The sequence below is a fragment of the Phycicoccus sp. CSK15P-2 genome, from assembly GCF_016888005.1.
GTDB lineage: Bacteria > Actinomycetota > Actinomycetes > Actinomycetales > Dermatophilaceae > Phycicoccus.
Genome location: NZ_JAFDVE010000011.1, coordinates 69751 through 90153 on the forward strand (window position 1 = coordinate 69751; position 20403 = coordinate 90153).

At 73.7% G+C, this 20403-nt stretch carries 23 protein-coding genes; 14 read left to right on the forward strand and 9 right to left on the reverse strand.

Going from position 1 to position 20403, the window contains the following annotated elements; all coding sequences use genetic code 11:
• Positions 1-175: 175 nt before the first annotated feature.
• Positions 176-448 carry a hypothetical protein gene (locus JQN72_RS07245; RefSeq protein ID WP_204134498.1) on the forward strand — a complete coding sequence of 91 codons (273 nt, stop codon included), beginning with the start codon at positions 176-178 and terminating at the stop codon, positions 446-448.
• 23 nt (positions 449-471) lie between these two features.
• On the opposite strand, the gene JQN72_RS07250 is transcribed toward JQN72_RS07245, so the two are convergent.
• From JQN72_RS07250 to JQN72_RS07265, 4 genes are read right to left on the reverse strand one after another with little or no spacing between them, the layout of a single operon-like run.
• Positions 472-1209, reverse strand: coding sequence for an endonuclease/exonuclease/phosphatase family protein (locus tag JQN72_RS07250; RefSeq protein ID WP_204134499.1), 738 nt, complete (start codon positions 1207-1209; stop codon positions 472-474).
• A 5-nt stretch (positions 1210-1214) separates the two neighbouring features.
• Positions 1215-2252, reverse strand: a complete 1038-nt coding sequence (locus tag JQN72_RS07255) for an ROK family glucokinase (protein WP_307812493.1) — start codon at positions 2250-2252, stop codon at positions 1215-1217.
• Positions 2245-2604 carry a hypothetical protein gene (locus JQN72_RS07260; protein ID WP_204134631.1) on the reverse strand — a complete coding sequence of 120 codons (360 nt, stop codon included), beginning with the start codon at positions 2602-2604 and terminating at the stop codon, positions 2245-2247. The genes JQN72_RS07255 and JQN72_RS07260 overlap by 8 nt, the downstream gene beginning before the upstream one ends.
• 7 nt (positions 2605-2611) lie before the next feature.
• Complete coding sequence (locus JQN72_RS07265; RefSeq protein WP_204134500.1) at positions 2612-3055, reverse strand: SRPBCC family protein; 444 nt, start codon at positions 3053-3055, stop codon at positions 2612-2614.
• Positions 3056-3130: 75 nt separating this feature from the next.
• Here JQN72_RS07265 and JQN72_RS07270 point away from each other — a divergent pair, with 75 nt between their 5' ends.
• The gene (locus tag JQN72_RS07270; RefSeq protein WP_374190880.1) at positions 3131-4921 is read left to right on the forward strand and encodes a long-chain fatty acid--CoA ligase; all 1791 of its coding nucleotides are present in this window, start codon (positions 3131-3133) and stop codon (positions 4919-4921) included.
• Positions 4914-6254 (forward strand): hypothetical protein, encoded by a 1341-nt coding sequence (locus tag JQN72_RS07275; protein ID WP_204134502.1) that lies wholly within the window; start codon positions 4914-4916, stop codon positions 6252-6254. Before JQN72_RS07270 ends, JQN72_RS07275 begins: the two co-directional genes overlap by 8 nt.
• On the opposite strand, the gene JQN72_RS07280 is transcribed toward JQN72_RS07275, so the two are convergent.
• Together JQN72_RS07280 and JQN72_RS07285 are read right to left on the reverse strand one after the other, a co-directional pair.
• Positions 6211-7464: a hypothetical protein gene (locus JQN72_RS07280; protein ID WP_204134503.1), complete on the reverse strand. Its 1254-nt coding sequence runs from the start codon at positions 7462-7464 to the stop codon at positions 6211-6213. The two genes, JQN72_RS07275 and JQN72_RS07280, sit on opposite strands and share 44 nt — an antisense overlap.
• 29 nt (positions 7465-7493) lie before the next feature.
• Positions 7494-7742 (reverse strand): hypothetical protein, encoded by a 249-nt coding sequence (locus JQN72_RS07285; RefSeq protein WP_239100277.1) that lies wholly within the window; start codon positions 7740-7742, stop codon positions 7494-7496.
• A gap of 156 nt (positions 7743-7898) precedes the next feature.
• On the opposite strand from JQN72_RS07285, the gene JQN72_RS07290 reads away from it, so the two are divergent.
• Genes JQN72_RS07290 through JQN72_RS07305 form a run of 4 tightly spaced genes read left to right on the forward strand, consistent with a single transcriptional unit; the run spans position 7899 to position 11179 of the window.
• On the forward strand, positions 7899-9617 hold the full coding sequence (locus JQN72_RS07290; RefSeq protein WP_204134504.1) for a DEDD exonuclease domain-containing protein: 1719 nt from the start codon (positions 7899-7901) through the stop codon (positions 9615-9617).
• Between the two features lie 55 nt (positions 9618-9672).
• Positions 9673-10074: a VOC family protein gene (locus JQN72_RS07295; RefSeq protein ID WP_204134505.1), complete on the forward strand. Its 402-nt coding sequence runs from the start codon at positions 9673-9675 to the stop codon at positions 10072-10074.
• Positions 10075-10120: 46 nt separating this feature from the next.
• On the forward strand, positions 10121-10870 hold the full coding sequence (locus tag JQN72_RS07300) for a dienelactone hydrolase family protein (protein WP_204134506.1): 750 nt from the start codon (positions 10121-10123) through the stop codon (positions 10868-10870).
• Between the two features lie 27 nt (positions 10871-10897).
• Positions 10898-11179: an Lrp/AsnC family transcriptional regulator gene (locus tag JQN72_RS07305; RefSeq protein ID WP_204134507.1), complete on the forward strand. Its 282-nt coding sequence runs from the start codon at positions 10898-10900 to the stop codon at positions 11177-11179.
• An 8-nt stretch (positions 11180-11187) separates the two neighbouring features.
• Here JQN72_RS07305 and trpD read toward each other — a convergent pair whose 3' ends face one another.
• Together trpD and JQN72_RS07315 are read right to left on the reverse strand one after the other, a co-directional pair.
• A complete protein-coding gene (gene trpD / locus JQN72_RS07310) occupies positions 11188-12255 on the reverse strand; it encodes an anthranilate phosphoribosyltransferase (protein WP_204134508.1) in 1068 nt (355 codons plus the stop codon).
• Between the two features lie 4 nt (positions 12256-12259).
• Positions 12260-12709, reverse strand: coding sequence for a hypothetical protein (locus tag JQN72_RS07315; RefSeq protein ID WP_239100278.1), 450 nt, complete (start codon positions 12707-12709; stop codon positions 12260-12262).
• A 223-nt stretch (positions 12710-12932) separates the two neighbouring features.
• On the opposite strand from JQN72_RS07315, the gene JQN72_RS07320 reads away from it, so the two are divergent.
• The 7 genes from JQN72_RS07320 to JQN72_RS07350 all read left to right on the forward strand — a co-directional run bounded on the left by JQN72_RS07320 (position 12933) and on the right by JQN72_RS07350 (position 19903).
• Positions 12933-13517, forward strand: a complete 585-nt coding sequence (locus JQN72_RS07320) for a heme-copper oxidase subunit III (RefSeq protein ID WP_204134620.1) — start codon at positions 12933-12935, stop codon at positions 13515-13517.
• A 46-nt stretch (positions 13518-13563) separates the two neighbouring features.
• On the forward strand, positions 13564-14376 hold the full coding sequence (locus tag JQN72_RS07325; RefSeq protein ID WP_204134509.1) for a c-type cytochrome: 813 nt from the start codon (positions 13564-13566) through the stop codon (positions 14374-14376).
• A 45-nt stretch (positions 14377-14421) separates the two neighbouring features.
• On the forward strand, positions 14422-15564 hold the full coding sequence (locus JQN72_RS07330; protein ID WP_204134510.1) for a ubiquinol-cytochrome c reductase iron-sulfur subunit: 1143 nt from the start codon (positions 14422-14424) through the stop codon (positions 15562-15564).
• A 1-nt stretch (position 15565) separates the two neighbouring features.
• Entirely contained in the window at positions 15566-17308 is a 1743-nt protein-coding gene (locus tag JQN72_RS07335; RefSeq protein WP_204134511.1) for a ubiquinol-cytochrome c reductase cytochrome b subunit, read from the forward strand.
• Between the two features lie 73 nt (positions 17309-17381).
• Positions 17382-18122: a 3-keto-5-aminohexanoate cleavage protein gene (locus JQN72_RS07340; RefSeq protein ID WP_204134512.1), complete on the forward strand. Its 741-nt coding sequence runs from the start codon at positions 17382-17384 to the stop codon at positions 18120-18122.
• A gap of 9 nt (positions 18123-18131) precedes the next feature.
• Positions 18132-19535: a serine hydrolase gene (locus JQN72_RS07345; RefSeq protein WP_204134513.1), complete on the forward strand. Its 1404-nt coding sequence runs from the start codon at positions 18132-18134 to the stop codon at positions 19533-19535.
• Between the two features lie 14 nt (positions 19536-19549).
• The gene (locus JQN72_RS07350; RefSeq protein ID WP_307812497.1) at positions 19550-19903 is read left to right on the forward strand and encodes a metallopeptidase family protein; all 354 of its coding nucleotides are present in this window, start codon (positions 19550-19552) and stop codon (positions 19901-19903) included.
• Between the two features lie 94 nt (positions 19904-19997).
• Here the strand turns inward: JQN72_RS07350 and JQN72_RS07355 are convergent, their stop codons facing one another.
• Positions 19998-20402 (reverse strand): cytochrome c oxidase subunit 4, encoded by a 405-nt coding sequence (locus tag JQN72_RS07355; RefSeq protein ID WP_239100279.1) that lies wholly within the window; start codon positions 20400-20402, stop codon positions 19998-20000.
• Position 20403: the final 1 nt, after the last annotated feature.

Genomic DNA, 20403 nt, shown 5'->3' on the forward strand with positions numbered 1-20403 from the left:
ACAAGGACCCCACCGCGCGGGCGCTGCAGCTGCTCTCCCTGCTCCGGACATCCGCGCCGCCGCCGGAGCCGCGATCAGCGACATCGAGGACACGTCCCGGCAGGCACTCGCCAAGATCGAGCAGTCCCTCCCCCACCGGCTGAGGCGGCGCGTCTCGGCCTTCCACGACAGCGTCGTGGCGCTGCGCCGGCTCCCCTCCGCCGACGAGACCGTCGACTCCGACGCACTCTGCGTACTGGTCTCGGCGTGCCGGGACCACGAGGCGGTCCGCTTCGAGTACCTGGACCGCAGCGGCGAGCACAGCCATCGCCTCGTCGAGCCGCACCAGCTCGACGCACTGGTCATGACGATCGTCGGGCTCGCCCTCCGTGCCTCCGTCCACGTCGTCGAACCGAGCGCGGTCGCCGGCGAGGTGGCCGCGGTGCACGACCGCCTGGGCCGGCGGTGACCCTTCCCGGACGCCCGACCTGCTCACCCGGCCGGAGGGTCGGAGGTCCTCCCCTCCGGGCCGGCCGTCTCGCAGCCCTCCACCACCACATCCACCCACGCGGCACGGTGGTCGCTCGCCCGGTACCAAGCCCCCTCTGGCACGGCGACCGGCCCCGGCGGCAGCACGCGTACCTCGGGCGAGGCGAAGAGGACGTCCAGCCGCCGGTGCGGGCGGCGGGCCGGGTACGTGGGGTGCTCGGGCCCGGCTGCGGCCAGCCCGCCCGGGGTGTCGACGAGCCGGTAGGCGTCACCGTCCGGCCCCTCGTTGAGGTCCCCGCCGACGACGAGGGGGGCGACACCGGCCAGCGCGTCGAGGACCGCCCGCACGTGCCGCACCCGTTCGGCCGGCCTCAGCGAGAGGTGCACCGAGGCGACCGTGAGCTCGGGACCCTCCGGCAGCCGGACCCGGGCCCGGGCCCATCCCCGGGTGCGGTCGGGCCACCGCACGGGCAGCCGGTGGTGCGAGGCCTCGAGCAGCTCGACCCGCGGGGCGGTGAGGACCGTGGTCCCGCCGCTCCCGGTCTGCCGCCCGCTCCACCGCATCCCGCACGCCACGGCGAACCTGCGCAGCCGCCACGGGGCGAAGAGCCGGCGCGGCACCTCCTGGAGGAGCAGGACGTCGGGGTCGACCGCCCGCACGAGCCGCGCGGCCAGGCGGTGGTCGTCGAGGAAGTCGCGGGTGTTGTACGTCGCGACCCGCGCGCGACCGGGGGCCGCCACGCCGGTCAGTCCCGGCCGGAGGAGCCGTCCGGCCCGACCCGGTCGGTGGGGTCCGCGGCGTCCGCCCAGGCGAGGTCGGCCGCCGCCACGCGCGCGAGGTCGGCAGCGCCGACGAGACCCGCCTCGTTGCCGAGCTCGGCGGCGACGATCCGCGCCTCCGGCCGGTAGCCCCGGCCCGTGAGCTGGCCGCGCATGGCCTGGCGCGCCGGGTCGAGGAGGAGGTCGCCGGCCGCGCTCACGCCGCCGCCGACGACGAACGTGCCGGGGTCGAGGGCTGCCGCGAGGTCGGCGATGCCGATCCCGAGCCAGCGCCCGATCTCGCCGAGGAGCTCGCGGGCGAGGGCGTCCCCGTCCCGGGCGGCCTCGGTGACGAGCGGGCCGGTGAGGTCGTCGGGGTCGCCGCCGACCCGCTCGAAGAGGTCGGAGACGACCGGGCTGCCGGCGGACATCAGGGTCCGGGCCTCGCGGACGAGCGCGTTGCCGGAGGCGTACTGCTCCCAGCATCCCCGGTTCCCGCACTCACAGCGGATGCCGTCCGGGACGACCCGCATGTGGCCGAACTCCCCGGCGATGCCGAAGCGGCCGCGCAGCACCCGGCCGTCGAGGACGATGCCGCCGCCGATGCCGGTGCCGAGGTTGACCATGACGAGATGGCTCTCGCCGCGGCCGGCGCCGAAGCGGTGCTCGGCCCATGCCGCCGCGTTGGCGTCGTTGTCGACGAAGATCGGCAGGTCGAGGCGCGCCCGCAGGGCCTCCTGCAGCGGCTCCTGGCGCCATGACAGGTGCGGGGCGAAGACCACGGTGGCGCGGTCGGCGGCGACGAAGCCGGCCGCCCCGATGCCGACGGCCACGACACCCGGCTCGGCCTCGAGCATCTCCTCGACGGCGGACACGATGGTGTCCTCGACGACCCGGGGGCTCGTCGATCGGTGCGGGGTGTCGCGGCGGGTCCGGCGCAGGACGGTGCCCGTGCCGTCGACGACCCCGGCGGCGACCTTGGTGCCCCCGATGTCGACGCCGACGGCGAGCGGGGCGTCAGCCACGGGGCGCGCCCTCGTCAGGGCCCTCGGGACGCTCCTCGCGGGCCCGCGCCGATGCGAGGTCCCCGAGGACCGCCGCGGCGAACCCCGCGAGCTCGGCGAGACTGCCGAGGGTCTCCGGACTGAGCCCGCGGACGAGGGCCGAGGCCCGGCACACCGGGCACCACTGGCAGACCGGGTCGTCGCACGTGAAGCCGTCCTCCCGCGCACGGGGTGCGGACCCTGGGTCGTCCTCGTGCGGCCGGTCGGCCGCGGAGGACGCGGCGTCGGCACCGGCCCGGCGCAGGCTCTCGAGCAGCCGCCCGGCCTCCTCGGCGACGCTCCCGACGTCCTCGGGCCACCGCTGCGCGGTCATCAGGTGCTCAGCCCTCGACGCGCTTCTTCAGCTCGCTCAGCGCGGCGTCGATGATGAGCTTCTCGGCCTTGCGCTTGAGCATCCCGATCATCGGGATCGTGAGGTCGACCTCGAGGTCGTAGGTGACCCGGGTCCCGGCACCGACCTCGGCGAGGGTGTAGCTGCCGGTCAGCCCCTTGAGGAGGTCGGCCTCGACGAGGTGCCAGGAGATGACCCCCGTGCCGTCCTCGTCGACGTCCCACTCGTACTCGAGGGTGTAGCGGTCCTTGATGGCCCCCGCGTCGAGGACGAACTCGACGCGGTCCGCCCATCCGTCACCGTCCTCGGTGACGACCCGGCACTCCTTGACCTGCTCGGCCCACTCCGGGTAGGACCCGAAGTCGGCGATGACGTCGAGGACCTCGCCCGGCGCGGCGGCGATCTCGGTCGAGGACTGGGTGCGGTCGGCCATGATCGGCAGGCTACCCGGCCTGCGGGGCCTACAGTTGAGGGGCCGCTCGACCCCGCGTCCGAAGGAGCACCGACGGTGCACGAGATGTCCACCCCACTCGTCCTGGCCGAGACCACGGAGGGCACCCTCGGTGACCTGCCGGCCCGGCTCGCGGCCGACGACCCCGCCCGGGTCGCGTTCTCGGTGCGGACGGAGGCGGGCTGGACGGACGTCACCTCCGCGACGTTCGCCGCGGAGGTCGACGCCCTCGCCAAGGGGTTCGTCGCCGCCGGGGTGGCCACGGGGGACGTCGTCGCGATCATGAGCCGCACGCGCTACGAGTGGACCCTCGCGGACTTCGCGCTCTGGGCGGCGGGCGCCGTGCCGGTACCCGTCTACGAGACGTCCTCCCCGGACCAGGTCGAGTGGATCCTCTCCGACTCCGGCGCCGTCGGGGTCCTCGTCGAGACCGAGGCCCACCTCGGCGCGGTCGAGAAGGTCCGTGAGCGGCTCTCCGGGCTCGACCACGTGTGGGTCGTCGACCACGGCGACATCGACACCCTGAGCCGCGACGGGGCCGACGTCGCCGACGACGAGCTCACCGCACAGCGGGCCGACCTCGACCGCGGCTCCCTCGCCACCGTTATCTACACGTCCGGGACGACCGGCCGCCCCAAGGGCGTCGAGCTCACCCACGGCAACTTCCTCACCCTGGCCGAGAACGCGGGCGAGCAGATCCACCAGGTCGTCCGCGCCGACGGCGCCTCGACCCTGCTCTTCCTCCCGCTGGCGCACGTCTTCGCGCGCTTCATCGAGGTTCTCGCCGTGACCGCCGGGGTACGGATGGGTCACAGCTCGGACCTCAAGACGCTGATGGACGACTTCGCGGCGTTCCGCCCGACGTTCATCCTCGCCGTGCCACGGGTCTTCGAGAAGGTGTACAACTCGGCGGAGGCCAAGGCCGAGGCCGGCGGCAAGGGCCGGATCTTCGCCGGCGCCGCCGCGGCCGCCGTCGCGTGGTCGGAGGCCCTCGACACCGGCACCGTCCCCTTCGGCCTGAAGGTCAGGCACGCCCTCTTCGACCGCCTCGTGTACGCCAGGCTCCGTGAGGCGATGGGCGGCCGGGTGCAGTACGCGGTGTCCGGCGGTGCCCCGCTCGGGACCCGCCTCGGGCACTTCTTCCGCGGCATCGGGGTCAACATCCTCGAGGGGTACGGGCTCACCGAGACGACCGCACCCGCGACGGTCAACCTCCCGGACGCGATGCGGATCGGGACGGTCGGGCCACCACTGCCGGGGGTCGACGTGCGGATCGGCGACGACGGCGAGATCTGCATCCGGGGCATCAACGTCTTCCGGGCCTACCGGGGGAACCAGGACGCCACCGACGAGGCGGTACGCGACGGCTGGTTCCACACCGGTGACGTCGGCGAGCTCGACGACGCCGGGTACCTGCGGATCACCGGCCGGAAGAAGGAGATCCTCGTGACGGCGGGCGGCAAGAACGTCGCGCCGGCGGTGCTCGAGGACCGGCTGCGCTCGCACCCGATCGTCAGCCAGTGCATCGTCGTCGGCGACGGCCAGCCGTTCATCGCCTCGCTCGTCACCCTGGACGAGGAGATGTACCCCGCCTGGGCGGCCAACCACGGTCTGGAGGACGTCCCGCTGAGCAAGGCCCGCGACGACGAGCGAGTGCGGGCAGCGGTGCAGGAGGCGGTGGACGACGCCAACACCGCGGTGTCGAAGGCGGAGTCGATCCGCAAGTTCGTCATCCTCGACGGGGACTTCACCGAGGAGTCCGGGCACCTCACCCCCTCCCTCAAGCTCAAGCGCAACGTCGTCATGCGGGACTTCTCCGACGAGGTCGACGCCCTCTACGGTGGCTGACCCGGCGCCGCCCGCGCGCCCCCGCCGCCCCCCGCCCGGCGTGGTGCCGGCGGTCCTGCTCGCCGCTGGCTGGCTGGGGTGGTTCGGGGTCCTCCAGTGGAGCGTCGTCCGTTTCCGGCTGCCGATCGTCCTGACGCTCACGGCGTGCACCGCCCTGCTGGCGGTCTGGCTCGTGCGCCGGGTCGAGGTGCCACTGCCCCGCTGGCTGGCGCCCGGGGTCGTCGTGGTCTCGGTGGCCGTCACGGTGCTCGTCCCGCTCTTCTCCTACCTGCGCGGTGGATGGCGCACCGCGGCGCTCGGGGTGCTCGTCGTCGGGGGCCTCGCGGTCGCCGGGCTGCTCGCCGGTGGCCGCCGGCTCGCCCCGGCAGCCTTCGCGGCGGCCCTCGTGACGCACGCGACGCTCGCGGTCGTCACCGTCCTCGGTGACCGCGCGCCGAGGATCGACGTCTGGGTGGTGCTGCAGCAGGCCGCCGACGCCACCGCACGAGGCGAGAACATGTACACCCAGCAGTGGCGCGACTCTCCCGGCGTCCAGGACTTCTTCCCCTACCTGCCCTGGATGTCGATGCTCACCGCACCTGGCCGCTGGCTGGCCGGCGACGTGCGCTGGATGCTCGCGGTCTGGTCGCTCGTGCTGCTCGCCGGCCTGTGGGCCCTGGCCGGGGGACGGCGTGGGGACGCGGCACGAGGCGCTGCCGTCGCGGGAATGCTCGTCCTCGCGCCCGGGACCCTCACCCAGGTCGACCAGGCATGGACCGAGCCGGTGCTCGCGGCGCTCCTCGTGTGGTGGGCCGTGCTGGTACGGCGCGACCACGCCTGGTGGGCGGTCGTCCCGCTCGCGCTCGCCTGCGCGAGCAAGCAGCACCTCGCGCTGCTCGCCCCGGTGCTCCTCGTCTGGCGACCCTTCGGGTGGCGGCGCACCCTCGCGGCGGGCGGGTTGGCCGGGGTGCTCATGACGCCCTGGGTCCTGGCAGACCCCGCGGCGTTCCTCGAGGACACCGTGACGACCCTGCTCGCCTTCCACCCGATCCGCTTCGCGAACACCTGGTACCTGTACTTCCTCAACGAGCACGGGGTCACGCTGCCCTTCGCGGTCACCGGCCTCGTCATGCTCGGCGCGGTGGCCGGGGCCTGCTGGGCGGTGTGGCGGCGGCAGCCAGGGCTCGCGGAGGTCCTGCGGTGGCTCGCCCTCGTCCTCGCGGTGGCGAACCTCGTCAACAAGCAGGCCTTCTACAACCAGTACTGGCTCGTCGCCGCGCTCGTGGCGGCCTCGCTGGCGGTCGGGCCGCTCAGCCGGAGAGAGCCTGCAACCGCAGCTGCCACCGCCGGATGAGCCCGGCCCGGTCGGTGCCGAGGATGCCCGGCATCGCGGCGTCGCAGACCCGCTCGGCGTCCCGCGGACCGTCCGGGCTGCGGCAGGCCCGTACGAGGCGCCGCAGCCCGTCCTCACCCGCGAGCTCGGCGACGGTCTCGGCGGCCTGCCACGCGGCGAGGTAGCCGACCTCGACGCCACCGGCGGCAGGGTCGAAGGCGGAGGGTGCGGGGAGGTCTCCCGGGACGCCGTCGGACCCGACCGCGGCGACGAGCGCCGCGGCGAGGCGGCGCTCCGGCAGCCCCGCCCGGGCGTACCCGACGTGGTCGGCGTAGCCCTCGTCGAGCCAGGTGGGTGCCTCCCCGGGGGCCGACGCCCGGACCGCGACGTGGACGAGCTCGTGGGTGAGCACGACGTCCCGGCCGGTGTCCGTGAGCCGGCGTCGGGCCTGCGGGTCGAGGACGACGCGGTCGCCCGTGGCCAGCCCGTCCGGACCGACCGGACCGTCGGTCGTCGCCGCCAGCCCACCACCGGAGGACCCCAGCAGCGAGCCGGCCTCGTCCTCGGTGCTCGGCACGAGGACGAGCGTGCGCTCCGGGGTGCCGGACCAGTGCTCGGCGAGGGCGGGAAGGGCACGGTCCACCGTGCGGGCGGCGGAGTCGAGGGCGGCGGGCTCCGCGCTTCCCGCGACGACGGCGTGGGTGGTGCGGAGCGTGGTCAGGCCGGGCATGGCGAGCCAGGGCGGCGCTGCGGACCCCGCCGTCGCGGACTCGGAGGCCACCAGCCATCCGTCGCCCCGGGGGACGACGGAGTAGCGCACGGTGGCGGTGCGGTCGGCGCGGTCGACCCCGGCGACGCGGTAGCGCTGGACGACGTCGACGGCCTCGGCGTCGTCGACCGGGGGGACGACGTCGTGGCTCACCGTGGCCCGCAGCGCGCGGGCGGCCCGGAACGCGGCGAGCTGGGCGCGTCCGGCCTCCCCGTCGACATGGGCGACGGTGGCCGTGAAGGCCTTCTCGTCGCCGGCCGCGAGCGCCGCGTCGCGCGCCGCGAGGACGGCGCCGACGGCCGAGGCCACATCGGAGGGCGAGCCGCCGGTAGGGGCTCCGGGCGTCCTCGTGGCGGTGCCCGAGCCGGTCGACGGCGCGTCCGCCGGGCCACTGCACGCCGGGAGCGCGATCAGGGCGAGCACCACCGCACACCGGACGGCGCGGAGGGCAGGGACGGGCACCGGGTCATCGTAGGGAGCCCGCGGGTCGCTCAGCCGACGGCGCGGCCCGGCAGCTCCTCGCCCGGCTCGAGCCTGGCCCGCGCGCGACCGGCGGCCTCGGCGTCGACCAGCCCGGCCCGCACCAGGCGCGTGACGGCCGCGCGCTCCTCGGCGTCGAGGGAGGACTCACCGCGAGGGCCGCCGATCGAGAGGAGCACGGGCACCATGCAGTCGTCACAGTGCAGCTCGCGTACCGGGCAGGTCCGGCACTCGACGGTCAGCACGTCGTCCCGGGTCATGGGTCTCACCTCTTCCGCTGGGGTCGTGGCCGACACTACGGACGACCACCGACACCCCCTCGTGGGCACGGGCCCCCCGGCCTGCCACCGCGTCGTCCGCGGCCCGTCCCGCGCGCCTCGGACGTGCTGTCGGCGCCCCGGCCTACCGTCTGCGGCATGGCGATGGTCCAGGGCACGTTCGACGACCTGGGCACCCCCCTGTCGTCCGTGACCTTCGTCGTCGTCGACCTCGAGACCACCGGCGGCAGCCCGGCCGAGTGCGCCATCACCGAGATCGGCGCCGTCAAGGTCCGCGGCGGCGAGGTCGTCGGCGAGCTCCAGACGCTCGTGAACCCCGGCGAGCCCATCCCGGCCTTCATCTCGGTCCTCACCGGCATCACCGACGCGATGGTGGCCGACGCGCCGCGCATCGAGGCGGCCCTGCCCGCGTTCCTCGAGTTCGCGGCCGGGTCGGTGCTCGTCGCGCACAACGCGCGCTTCGACGTCTCCTTCCTCACCGCGGCCGCCGAGCGCACCGGTCACTCCTGGCCCGGGTTCCCCGTCCTCGACACCGTCCACCTCGCCCGCCAGGTCGTCCGCCGCGACGAGGTGCCCAACCACCGGCTCGGCTCCCTGGCCCGGCTCTTCCGGTCCACCACGACGCCCGACCACCGGGCCCTGCACGACGCCCGGGCCACCGTCGACGTCCTGCACGGCCTCATCGGGCGCGTGGGCAACCTCGGGGTGCACTCCCTCGAGGAGCTGCTCGACTACACCGGCCGGGTCTCCCCCGCCCGCCGCCGCAAGCGCCACCTCGCCGACTCCCTCCCCGACGCCCCCGGGGTCTACCTCTTCAAGGACGGCCACGGCCGGGTCCTCTACGTCGGCACCTCGGTGTCCATCCGCACCCGCGTCCGCTCGTACTTCACCGCCTCCGAGCACCGGCGCCGGATGGGCGAGATGGTGCGCCTCGCCGAGTCGGTCAGCCCGGTCGTCTGCGCGACGACCCTCGAGGCCGAGGTCCGCGAGCTGCGGCTCATCGCCGAGCACAAGCCGCGGTACAACCGCCGCTCGCGCCACCCCGAGAAGGCACTGTGGGTCAAGCTCACCGTCGAGCCCTTCCCCCGGCTGTCCGTCGTCCGCGCGGTCGCCGCCGACGGCGCCCGCTACGTCGGGCCGTTCGGGTCGCGCCGGGCCGCCGAGGCCGCCGTCGCCGCGGTCCACGAGGTCCTGCCGCTGCGGCAGTGCGTCCAGCGGCTCTCGCCCCGCACGCCACGCAGCGCCTGCGCGCTCGCCGAGATGGGCCGCTGCGGCGCACCGTGCACCGGGGCGCAGAGCGTCGAGGAGTACGCCGAGGTCGTCGACCGCGCCGCGGCGCTCCTCGGCGGAGGCACCCGTGAGCTCCTCGTCGCCCTCCAGGAACGGATGACCGAGCTCTCCGGCCAGCAGCGGTTCGAGGACGCCAGGACGGTCCGCGACCGGCTCGTCGCCCTCGTCCGGGGCGCCTCCCGCAGCCAGCGGCTGGCCCCCCTCGCCGCCATTCCCGAGCTCGTCGCCGCACGCCGCGCGGTCACCGGGGGCTGGGAGGTCGTCTGCGTCCGGTACGGACGCCTCGCCGGGAGCACCACGTCCGCGCGGGGCGCCGACCCGATGCCGGTCATCGCCGCGCTCCGGGCCAGTGCCGAGGTCGTCGCGGCCCCCGTCGCGCCGTCCACCGCCGCGACGCCCGAGGAGAGCGAGAAGATCCTCCACTGGCTGGAGTCCCCCGGGGTCCGCATCGTCGACGTCGACGGCCCGTGGACGTGCCCGGTCGCGGGCGCCGCCGCCGTCCGCGAGGAGCTCGAGCCGCTGGAGGCCTCCCGCCGGACGACCGCCGGCTTCGCAGGCGTGCGGTGAACCGGCCGCCGGATGCGGACGCGCGTCGTCCGCATCCGCGCCTAGTGTCACCGCCATGACCACCAAGCCGCTGCTCGACCTCGTCGTCCTCGACTGCCCCGACCCCATGGCCCTCGCCCGCTTCTACGCCGAGGTGCTCGGCTGGGAGGTCGAGGAGGACGCCGACGAGGACTTCGTGAACCTCGTGCCACCGGGGGGTGGCATCACCCCGACGAACCCGGACGGCCGCACCACCCTGTCCTTCCAACGGATCCCCGACTGGCAGCCACCCACCTGGCCCGGCGGCGCGCACCCGCAGCAGTTCCACCTCGACCTCTCGGTGCCGGACATCGCCGCGGCCGAGCCCGCCGTCCTCGCCGCGGGCGCCACGGTCCACGAGCACCAGCCGTCCCCGGACGGCGGCTTCCGCGTCTACCTCGACCCCGCCGGACACCCCTTCTGTCTCGTCCGAGGCTGACCGGCGCCCGAGGTCGCCCCCACCCCCGACCGGTAGCGTTCACCCGGTGAGCGACCTCCGTCTCGTCGACGTCCCGGTCCCCGACGGGACCACCCAGGCCCATCTCTCGCTGCCCCCGGGCGGCCAGGGCCCGGGAGTCCTCCTCTTCATGGACGCCATCGGGCTCCGCCCGCAGATCGCGGCGATGTGCGACCGGATCGCCTCCTGGGGGTACGTCGTCCTCGCCCCCAACGTCTTCCACCGCGACGGGGACGTCGAGGCCCTCGTGCCGCGGGTCGACCTCACGACGGCCGAGGGCCGCGAGTCCTTCATGGGCGACGCCATGGCCCGCGTCCGGTCGCTGACGAGCGACCTCGCCGTCCCGGACGTCGCGGCCTACGTGCTCGCCCTGCGGGACCGGGCCGAGGTCACCGCCGGACCGATGGCCACGACCGGCTACTGCATGGGTGCCCGCCTGGCCGTGCGGGCCGCGAGCGAGCATCCCGGCGACATCGCCGCCTGCGGCGGGTTCCACGGGGGCGGCCTCGTGACCGACGAGCCGGACAGCCCTCATCTCGGGCTCGTCGACGCCCGCGCCGAGTTCGTGTTCGGGCACGCCGACGCCGACCGCTCGATGCCCGCCGAGGCGGTCGCCGCCCTGGGTTCGGCCCTGGAGGCCCAGGGCCTCGTCGCCCGCAACGAGGTCTACCCCGACGCGCCGCACGGCTACACGATGGCCGACACCGCGTCCTACCAGGAGGCCGGCGCCGAGCGGCACTTCCGCGAGCTCGAGGCGCTCCTCGCCCGGACGCTCTGACCGCGAGCCGGTGGCTAGGCTGACGACGTGATCACCGCCATCGTCCTCATCAGCGCCGACGTCGACCGCATCCCCGAGGTCGCCCAGGAGATCGCCGACCTCGACGGCGTGACCGAGGTCTACTCGGTGGCCGGGGACGCCGACCTCGTCGCCATGGTCCGGGTCCGCGAGCACGAGGCACTGGCCGACGTCATCGCCGACCGACTCAACAAGGTCTCCGGGGTCACCGGCACCAACACCCACATCGCGTTCCGCACCTACTCCGTGCACGACCTCGAGTCGGCGTTCAGCCTCGGCATCGAGGGCTGAGACCGCGGTCAGGGGGCGGCGAGCGCGCGGGTCGTCGCGACCCACCCGTCGAGCAGCCGCGCCGCGGCACCGGAGTCCAGAGCCTCCCGGGCCCGGTCCACCCCGGCCGCCAGGGCGTCGACGAGGCCGGCCCGTGACACCTGCGGCAGTCCGGCCGCGACGGCGAGGGCCATCCCGGCGTTGAGGACGACGGCGTCGCGCGCGGCGCCCGGCTCACCCGCGAACACCCGCCGGGCGACCTCGGCGTTGAACGCGGCGTCCCCGCCGCGCAGCGCCTCGACCGGGGACTCGTCGAGCCCGACGTCCCCCGGCGCCACCGCGAGCTCGTGGACCGCACCGTCGGCGACCCACCACACCGTCGAGGTCGTCGCCAGGGTGAGCTCGTCGAGGCCGTCGTCACCGCGGAACACCGCCGCCGGGCGGCCCCGTCCGGCGAAGACCCCCGCGATGAGCGGCGCGAGCCGGGCGTCGGCCACGCCCACGGCCGCGTACGTGGGCTGCCCCGGGTTGGTCAGCGGGCCGAGCGCGTTGAAGGCCGTGCCGATCCCGAGGTCCCGCCGGGTGACCGCGGCGTGCCGCATGGACGGGTGGAAGGCCGCCGCGAAGCAGAACGTGATGCCGGCGCGCTCGGCGACCTCGGCGACCCGTTCGGGCGGCAGCGAGAGGTCGACCCCGAGCTCCTCGAGGACGTCGGCCGACCCGGTGGACGACGACGCCGCGCGGTTGCCGTGCTTGACGACGCGCAGGCCGGTGGCCGCGATGACGACCGAGGCCATCGTCGAGATGTTGACCGAGTGCATCCGGTCCCCGCCGGTGCCGACGATGTCGACGCTCGGGCCGGGGACCTCGATGCGGTGCGCGTGCGCGAGCATGACGTCGGCGAGACCGCGGAGCTCCTCGACGGTCTCGCCCTTGGCCCGGAGCGCCACGAGGAAGCCGGCGAGCTGCACGGGCGTCGCCTCGCCGCGCATGACCTGGTCCATGGCCCAGCCCGACTGCTCGGTGCCCAGGTGCTCGCCGCGCAGCAGCGCCGAGGTGAGGTCGGGCCAGGTGGGCCCGCCGGTGCCGGAGGGCACGGCGTCAGCCGACGGAGACCCGGCCCCGGGCGAGGCCGGCGACGGCCTCGGACACGGCGATCGGGTCGAGCGGGTGCGGCACGGCGTCGTCGGCGAGCGACCAGCCCGCGAGCCAGGCGTCCTGCGGGCGCCCCGTGAGGACGAGCACCGGCGGGCAGCGGAAGATCTCGTTCTTCAGCTGCCGGCACAGCCCCAGCCCGCCGACCGGCGTGGCCTCGCCGTCGAGGACGAGGACGTCGTGGCCGCCGGCGTCGGCCGCCTCGATGACCGCCTCTGCGGTCGCGCACTCGTGCCAGGCCGCGACCTCGACGTCCCGGGCCGGCCGGCGGCCCACGGCGGCCCGCACGGCGTCCCGCGTCGTGATGTCGTCGCTGTAGAGCAGCACCCGCACCCGGTGCACGCCGTCGGTGTCCGGGCCGGTCGGGGTACCTGCGTGGCCGTGGGAGTCGCTCATGCACGGCATCGTAGCGAGCCGACACGCCCGGACGGCCAGGCGCCCGCCCGCCGCAGGGGACCGACCACTGCGCCGGCGTTGTCGAGCCTTGCGGGGGGTCCCCTCGTGTCGACCCCTCGGTTGTCGGCATAATGCCCGCGTGGCGTCTTCTGCAGCAGCTTCGCTCCAGCACACGGGACCGGTGCCCTCCATCCCCGGTCAGGGGCCGGCGACCCGGCCGAACATGGTCGCCGTCGGCACCATGGTGTGGCTGTCGAGCGAGCTCATGTTCTTCGCCGCGCTGTTCGCCTTCTACTTCACGCTCCGCGGGCACCTCCCGGAGCTCTGGGACGAGCGCACCGAGATGCTCAACGTGCCGTTCGCGGCCGCGAACACGCTGATCCTCGTCGTCTCCTCGGTGTGGTGCCAGCTCGGCGTCTGGCAGGCCGAGCGCGGTGTCCCGGCCCGCCCGGCGGGCACCCGTCTGACCTCGGTCAAGGCCTGGGGCATGCGCGAGTGGTACGTCCTCACGTACATCTTCGGCGCAGTCTTCATCGCCGGCCAGGTGCTCGAGTACGCCACGCTCGTCGAGGAGGGCGTCACACTGTCCTCGGACTCCTACGGGTCGATCTTCTACCTCGCCACCGGCTTCCACGGCATGCACGTGACCGGCGGCCTCATCGCCTTCCTCCTCATCCTGGGCCGCACCTTCACCACCCGCCGGTACAGCCACGCCCAGGCCACGGGCGCGGTCGTCACGTCGTACTACTGGCACTTCGTCGACGTCGTGTGGATCGCCCTGTTCCTCATGATCTACGTGCTGAAGTGACCGCCGACCGCCGACCCGAGACCGCAGCAGACGACAGGAACCCCTCGTGAACGCACTGGCCGCCCGCCGCCGCCACCCCGCGGCGATCGCCGTCCTCCTCATGATCGGGCTGTTCCTCACCGGTGCCGCCTACGCCGCGGTCGCCCCCGAGCCGGCGGACGCGACGACCCAGGCGCTCCCCGCCCAGTCCGTCGAGGAGGGCAAGGCCCTCTTCCGGGCCAACTGCGCCTCCTGCCACGGCCTCAACGCCGAGGGCCGGGCCACGGGTGACGGCGACGAGATCGCCGGCCCCTCCCTCGCCGGCGTCGGTGCTGCCGCCGTCGACTTCCAGGTCGGTACCGGCCGGATGCCGATGACCGCACCTGCCGTCCAGGCCGCGCGGTCCGAGGAGGTCGTGTTCGAGCAGGAGCAGATCGACGCCCTGGGCGCCTACATCGCCTCGCTCGCCCCAGGCCCCTCGGTCCCGAGCGAGGAGGCCGTCGACCCCACCAAGGGTGACCCCGCCAAGGGTGGCGAGCTGTTCCGGGTCAACTGCGCGATGTGCCACAACTTCGCCGGCTCCGGCGGCGCCCTGACCCGCGGCAAGTACGCCCCGGCACTGCGCGGGGTCGAGGGCAAGCACATCTACGAGGCCATGCAGACCGGCCCGCAGAGCATGCCCGTGTTCAACGACGACAACATCACCCCCGAGGACAAGCGCGACGTCATCGCCTTCCTCGACACCATCTCGGAGCAGGAGAACCCCGGCGGGATGACCCTCGGGTCGCTCGGCCCGGTGACCGAGGGCATGTTCGCCTGGGTCTTCGGGCTCGGCATCCTCGTGGGCTGCGCCGTCTGGCTCGGCTCGAAGTCCGCCTAGCCCCGCCCACCGCCCCCTGACCGTGCAGAGAGAGTCGGCACCCCGATGAACGACCAGGACACCCCCACCACCGGCACCGAGGTCGCCCGCGGCGACCACGGGGACGCCGTGCGCCTCGACGACGGGCACGTCGTCGGCACGGGCGGGCTGCCCGACCGCTTCACCAACCCCGGGCTCCCGGCCCACCACCACCGGATGGCGGACGTCGACGAGGCGGCCGCGAGGCGTGCCGAGAAGCAGGTCGCCACGCTCTTCGGCATCTCGATCGTCGGGACCCTCGCGTTCATCGTCCTGTACTTCCTCCTCGACGTCGAGCAGACGGTCTTCATCCCCGGTGTCGGCTACACGAGCGCCACGAACGCCGGCCTCGGGGTCTGCCTCGCGCTCTCCATGCTCGGCATCGGCCTCGGGGCCGTGCACTGGGCCAAGACGCTCATGCCCGACCACGAGGTCGTCGAGGAGCGCCACCCGATGCGGGCCAGCGACGCCGAGCGCGCGGAGGTCGTCCGGGTCATCACCGAGGAGGGCGGCTCGTCCCAGGTGATGCGCCGGCCGCTCATCAAGTACACCCTCGGCGGCGCCCTCGGCCTGTTCGCCGTCCCGCTCGTCCTGCAGGTCGGAGGCTCCCTCGGCGAGATGCCGAAGAAGAGCCTCTCCCTGACATGGTGGAACGGCGGGCCCTCCGGGCCCGGCGAGGAGCCCACCTTCTCACCCATGCGCCTGATGAAGGACCCCGAGAACGTCCCGATCAAGGCCGCCGACGTGACGATCGGCTCCGTGTACCACGTCATGCCCGAGGGGCTGCTGCCCGACGAGGAGACCGGCGAGGGCGGCGCCGAGCACCTGCTCGAGGAGAAGGCGAAGGCCGCCGTGCTCCTCATGCGGCTGGACCCGGCCCAGATCAAGAGCCAGAAGGAGCTGGACTGGGGCTACGAGGGCATCGTCGCGTACTCGAAGATCTGCACCCACGTGGGCTGCCCGGTCGGGCTCTACGAGCAGCAGACGCACCACCTGCTCTGCCCGTGCCACCAGTCGACCTTCGACGTGACCCAGGACTGCAAGGTCATCTTCGGCCCTGCCAAGCGTCCCCTGCCACAATTGAAGATCACCGTCGACGACGAGGGCTACCTCGTCTCCGCCCAGCCGTTCCGCGAGGCGGTCGGCCCGAGCTTCTGGGAGCGTGGCTGAGATGTCCACGACAGCGCCGGACCCCCGTCCCGCCGACGCCCTCCGTGAGGGCGACTCCGCACCGGCCACCCCGCCCTCCGCCGGCGCCCGCTCGATCGGCGGGTTCGCCGGCTGGGTCGACGACCGCACGGGCGCCGCCAAGCCGGTCGGCTACCTCATGAAGAAGGTCTTCCCCGACCACTGGTCCTTCATGCTCGGTGAGATCGCGATGTACTCGATGATCATCTGCCTCGTCACCGGGGCCTTCCTCACCTTCTGGTACGTCCCGAGCGCCGGGCACACCGTCTACGACGGCTCGTACGTGCCGCTGCGAGGCGTCGAGATGTCCGAGGCGTACGCCTCGACGCTGCACATCTCGTTCGACATCAAGGGCGGGCTCATCATCCGCCAGATCCACCACTGGGCCGCGCTCATGTTCACCGTGGCTGTCGTGGTCCACATGTTCCGGGTGTTCTTCACCGGCGCCTTCCGCAAGCCGCGCGAGCTCAACTGGGTCATCGGCTCGGTGCTGGCCCTCCTCGCCATCATCGAGGGCTTCGCGGGCTACTCCCTCCCGGACGACCTCCTGTCCGGCACCGGGATCCGGGCCATGGCCGGCTTCGTCCAGACGGCCCCGGTCATCGGGTCCTACCTCGTGTACGGCATCTTCGGCGGTCCGTTCCCGGGTGAGATGATCATCCCGCGCCTGTACAGCGCGCACGTCCTCCTCATCCCCGCCGTCCTCGTCGGGCTCTTCACCGCGCACATCGGGCTCGTCGCCCTGCAGAAGCACACCCAGTTCCCCGGCCCGGGCCGGACCAACGACAACGTCGTCGGCTACCCGGTGATGCCGGTGTACGCGGCCAAGGCCGGCGGGTTCTTCTTCATCGTCTTCGGCGTCATCGCGCTCATCTCGGCGCTGGTCCAGATCAACCCGATCTGGGGTTACGGCCCCTACGACCCCTCCCCCGTGACCGCCGGGTCGCAGCCCGACTGGTACATGGGCTTCGCCGACGGCGCCCTGCGGCTGCTGCCGGGGTGGCTGGAGTTCACCTTCTTCGGGTTCACGCTGTCGCTCAACATCGCCCTGGGCGCCCTGGTCCTGCTTCCGCTCGTCTACATGGTGCTCGGCGTCTACCCGTTCGTCGAGCGGTTCGTCACCGGTGACGACCGTGAGCACCACCTGCTCGACCGCCCGCGCAACGCCCCGGTGCGCACCGGCATCGGGATGGCCGGCATCACGGCGTACACGGTGTTCATGTTCGCGGCCGGCAACGACATCATGGCCATCAAGCTCGGGATGTCGATCAACGACATCACGTGGTTCTTCCGGATCGGCCTGTTCGTCCTGCCGCCCATCGTGTTCTGGGTCACCAAGCGCACCTGCCTGGCCCTCCAGCGCCGGGACCGCGACCAGGTGCTCCACGGTCGCGAGTCCGGGACGATCATCCGCACGCCGGACGGCCGCTTCTTCGAGCGCCACGACACCGAGCTGCCCGAGGACCAGTGGATCCTCGTCCAGCACGAGGCCGTGCACCCGCTCGAGCTCGAGGCCGAGACCGACGAGCACGGGGTCGCCCGCCCGGCGGCCCGCAAGGACCGGTTCCGGGCCGCGCTCTCGAGGTTCTACTTCGCCGACGCCGTCAACCCGGTCACCCCGGCCGAGCTCGCGGCGGCGCACCACCACGGTCACGAGACCGAGGCCATCGAAGCACCCGCTGGTGCCGCCGAGATCGAGTCCGCGGAGACCGCCGGCCGGCACTGACTGCCCACCTCCGACGAGGGCCGCACCCACACAGGTGCGGCCCTCGTCGGTGCTCGGACCTAGGGTTCACCACATGCTCCAGGTGACTCCCAACGGCCCCTTCGGCCGCGAGCGCCACCCTGCCCTCCCCGTTCTGCTCCACGAGGTCCTCCACGACCTCGGCGAGTGCGTCCGTGCCGGAGCCGACGGCGTGCATCTGCACGCTCGCGACGCCGCGGGGGCTGAGTCCCTCGACCCCACGGTCGTCGCGCAGACCTGCGCCGCGGTCCGCGAGGTGGGTCGTGAGTGCGGCGTCGACCTCGAGGTCGGCCTCACCACCGGCGCGTGGATCGTCCCCGACGTCACCCAGCGGGTCGCGATGGTCCGCGAGTGGGAGGGCGTCGACTGCGCGACCGTCAACGTCGGCGAACCCGGCTTCGAGACCGTCATGGCCACGCTGGTCGACGCCGGCATCGGGGTCGACGCCGGGGTCTGGGCACCGGCGGAGGTCGATGCCCTCGTCGCGTCCGGCCTGCTCCCCCACCTGACCCGGGTCAGCGTCGAGCTCTCCCCCGGCGAGCCGTACCGGCTCACGGGTGACCCTCGGCAGGTCGCCGCCGACGTGTGGCAACGCCTGGACGCCGCGGGTGTCGCCTGCGCACGGCTGACCCACGGCGACGGCACGTTCACCTGGCCCCTCGTGCGGGAGGCCTTCGCTCTCGGCCACCACACCCGCGTGGGGTTCGAGGACTCGGTGCAGCTGCCCGACGGTCGTATCGCCACCGGCAACGCCGACCTCGTCCGGGCGGCCGTCGACCTCCGTGCCGCTGCCTAGGCTGGGGTCGTGACGACCCCCACCGCCGCTCCCCTGCCCCGCAGCGCGCCCGCGGAGCACGGTGTGCCACCGCAGGCGCTCGAGCACCTCGTCCAGCGCTGGCTCGGCAGCGGCGTCGAGCCGCACGGCCTGGTGGTGGTACGGCACGGTCACGTCGTCGCGGAGCGCTCCTGGACGCCCTACGACCACCGTCGGCCGGGACTCGTGTACTCGGTGTCCAAGACGTTCACGGCCTGCGCCGTCGGGTTCGCCGAGGCCGAGGGGCGCCTCTCGCTCGACGAACGGGTCGTCGACCTCTTCCCCGAGGCCGCGGACGTCGCCGGGCCACGTGCCGCCCGGCTGACCCTCCACGACGTGCTGTCGATGTCCACGGGGCACCGGGCCGACACACTGGTCTCGCGGGACGGCTCCCTGGAGGACTTCCCCCGTACCTTCCTCGGCGCAGAACCCGAGGAGGAGCCCGGCACCTGGTTCGTCTACCACAACGGAGCCAGCCTCGTCACGGCCCTCGCGGTGCAGCGCCGGGTCGGCGAACGCCTCGTCGACTACCTGGGGCCCCGGCTCTTCGACCCGCTCGGCATCGTCGGCCCCAGCTGGCAGCACCTCGGCCGCACCGACATCGGCTACAGCGGCCTCCACGTGAGCACCGAGGCCCTCGCCCACCTCGGCGAGCTCGTCCTGCGCGACGGCGTCTGGCACGGTCGCCGGGTCCTCCCCGAGGGCTGGACGGCACGGATGACGGCTCGGCACACCGACACGTCCATGCACCCCGGCACCACGGACTGGCAGCAGGGGTACGGCTACCAGATGTGGCAGTGCCGCCACGGCGCCGTCCGCGCCGACGGCGCCTGGGGCCAGTTCTCGGTGGTCGTTCCGGAGGCGGACCTCGTCGTCGCCGTCACGTCGTGCTCCCAGGACACCCAGGCCCTCCTCGACGCCGTCTGGGAGGAGCTGCTCCCGGTGCTGGACGACGACGCGCTCACAGCTCTCCCCCCGCCGCCCGAGCAGCGACCCGACGGGCCGTCCACCCTGCCCGCGCTCGCGTCGCAGGTCGCCCCGGACGGCATCGGCCCGTGGCACTTCGCACACACCCCCACCGAGGAGCATCCGAGCCTGAGGTCGGTCGTCGTCGACCGGGCCGGGGACGGCTGGACGCTGCACGTCGACGACCACCGGACGGTCACCGTCCCCTGCGCCGACGGCGGCTGGCCGGCCGTCACCGACGCCCGCAGCACCCCGTGGGTCGCCTCGGGTGGCTGGACGGCGCCGGGGGTCTTCGAGACCACCGTGGCCGCCGTCGTGACCCCACACACCCTTCGGCTGCGATGCGCGGACGGTCGCGTGAGCGCACGCTGGAACGGCCTGCCCCTCGGCCGGGCCTCACTGCGCGCGCTGACCCTTCCGAGCGACTGACCGGGGTCTCCGTCGTGCAGCCCCCGAGCCGCGAGGACTTCGACACCCTCGTCGAGAACGCCCTCGACGAGGTCCCGGCCGAGCTCATGGCCATGCTCGACAACGTCGTGTTCCTCGTCGAGGACGAGCCACCGGCCGACGACCCCGAGCTGCTCGGGGTCTACGAGGGCGTGCCGCTCACCGAGCGAGGAGACGTGTGGGCCGCCGGGGCGCTGCCGGACCGCATCCTCCTCTTCCGTGGCCCGTTGTCCCGGATGTGCGTCGACCACGACGAGCTCGTCGAGGAGATCGCCGTGACCGTCGTCCACGAGATAGCCCACCACTTCGGCATCGACGACGACGCCCTGCACGAGCTGGGCTGGGGCTGACACCTTCTCCGACTCCAGCGGTCCCACTCTCCCCGCGGCATACGACAGGGCCTCCCGGAACGTCCGGGAGGCCCTGTGGGGATGCGTCAGCGGCTCAGAGGGCGTGCGGACCGCGCCAGTACTCGAAGGTCCAGCCGATGAGGGCCGGCACGGCGAAGAAGGCACCGATGATGACGAGCCACCAGCCGACGGCCAGGCCCAGGAATATCACGGCCGCCCCTGCAGCGAGGAAGAGCGGCTGCCAGCTGTACGGGCTGAAGAACCCGTAGTCGCCCTGGATCTCGTCGATCTCGCCGACCGGGTCGTCCGACGGGTCGCGGTCGAGCCGGCGGCGGGTCATCCACAGGTACCAGGCGATCATGAAACCGAGCAGCCCGGCGAGGATGAGGCCGACGACGCCGACCCACTCCGTGCCGAGCTCCGTCGACGAGGTCCACGGCCAGTAGATGGCGGCGACGGCGAAGGCGAAGACCCCGATCAGGAGGCCGATCCTCTCCATG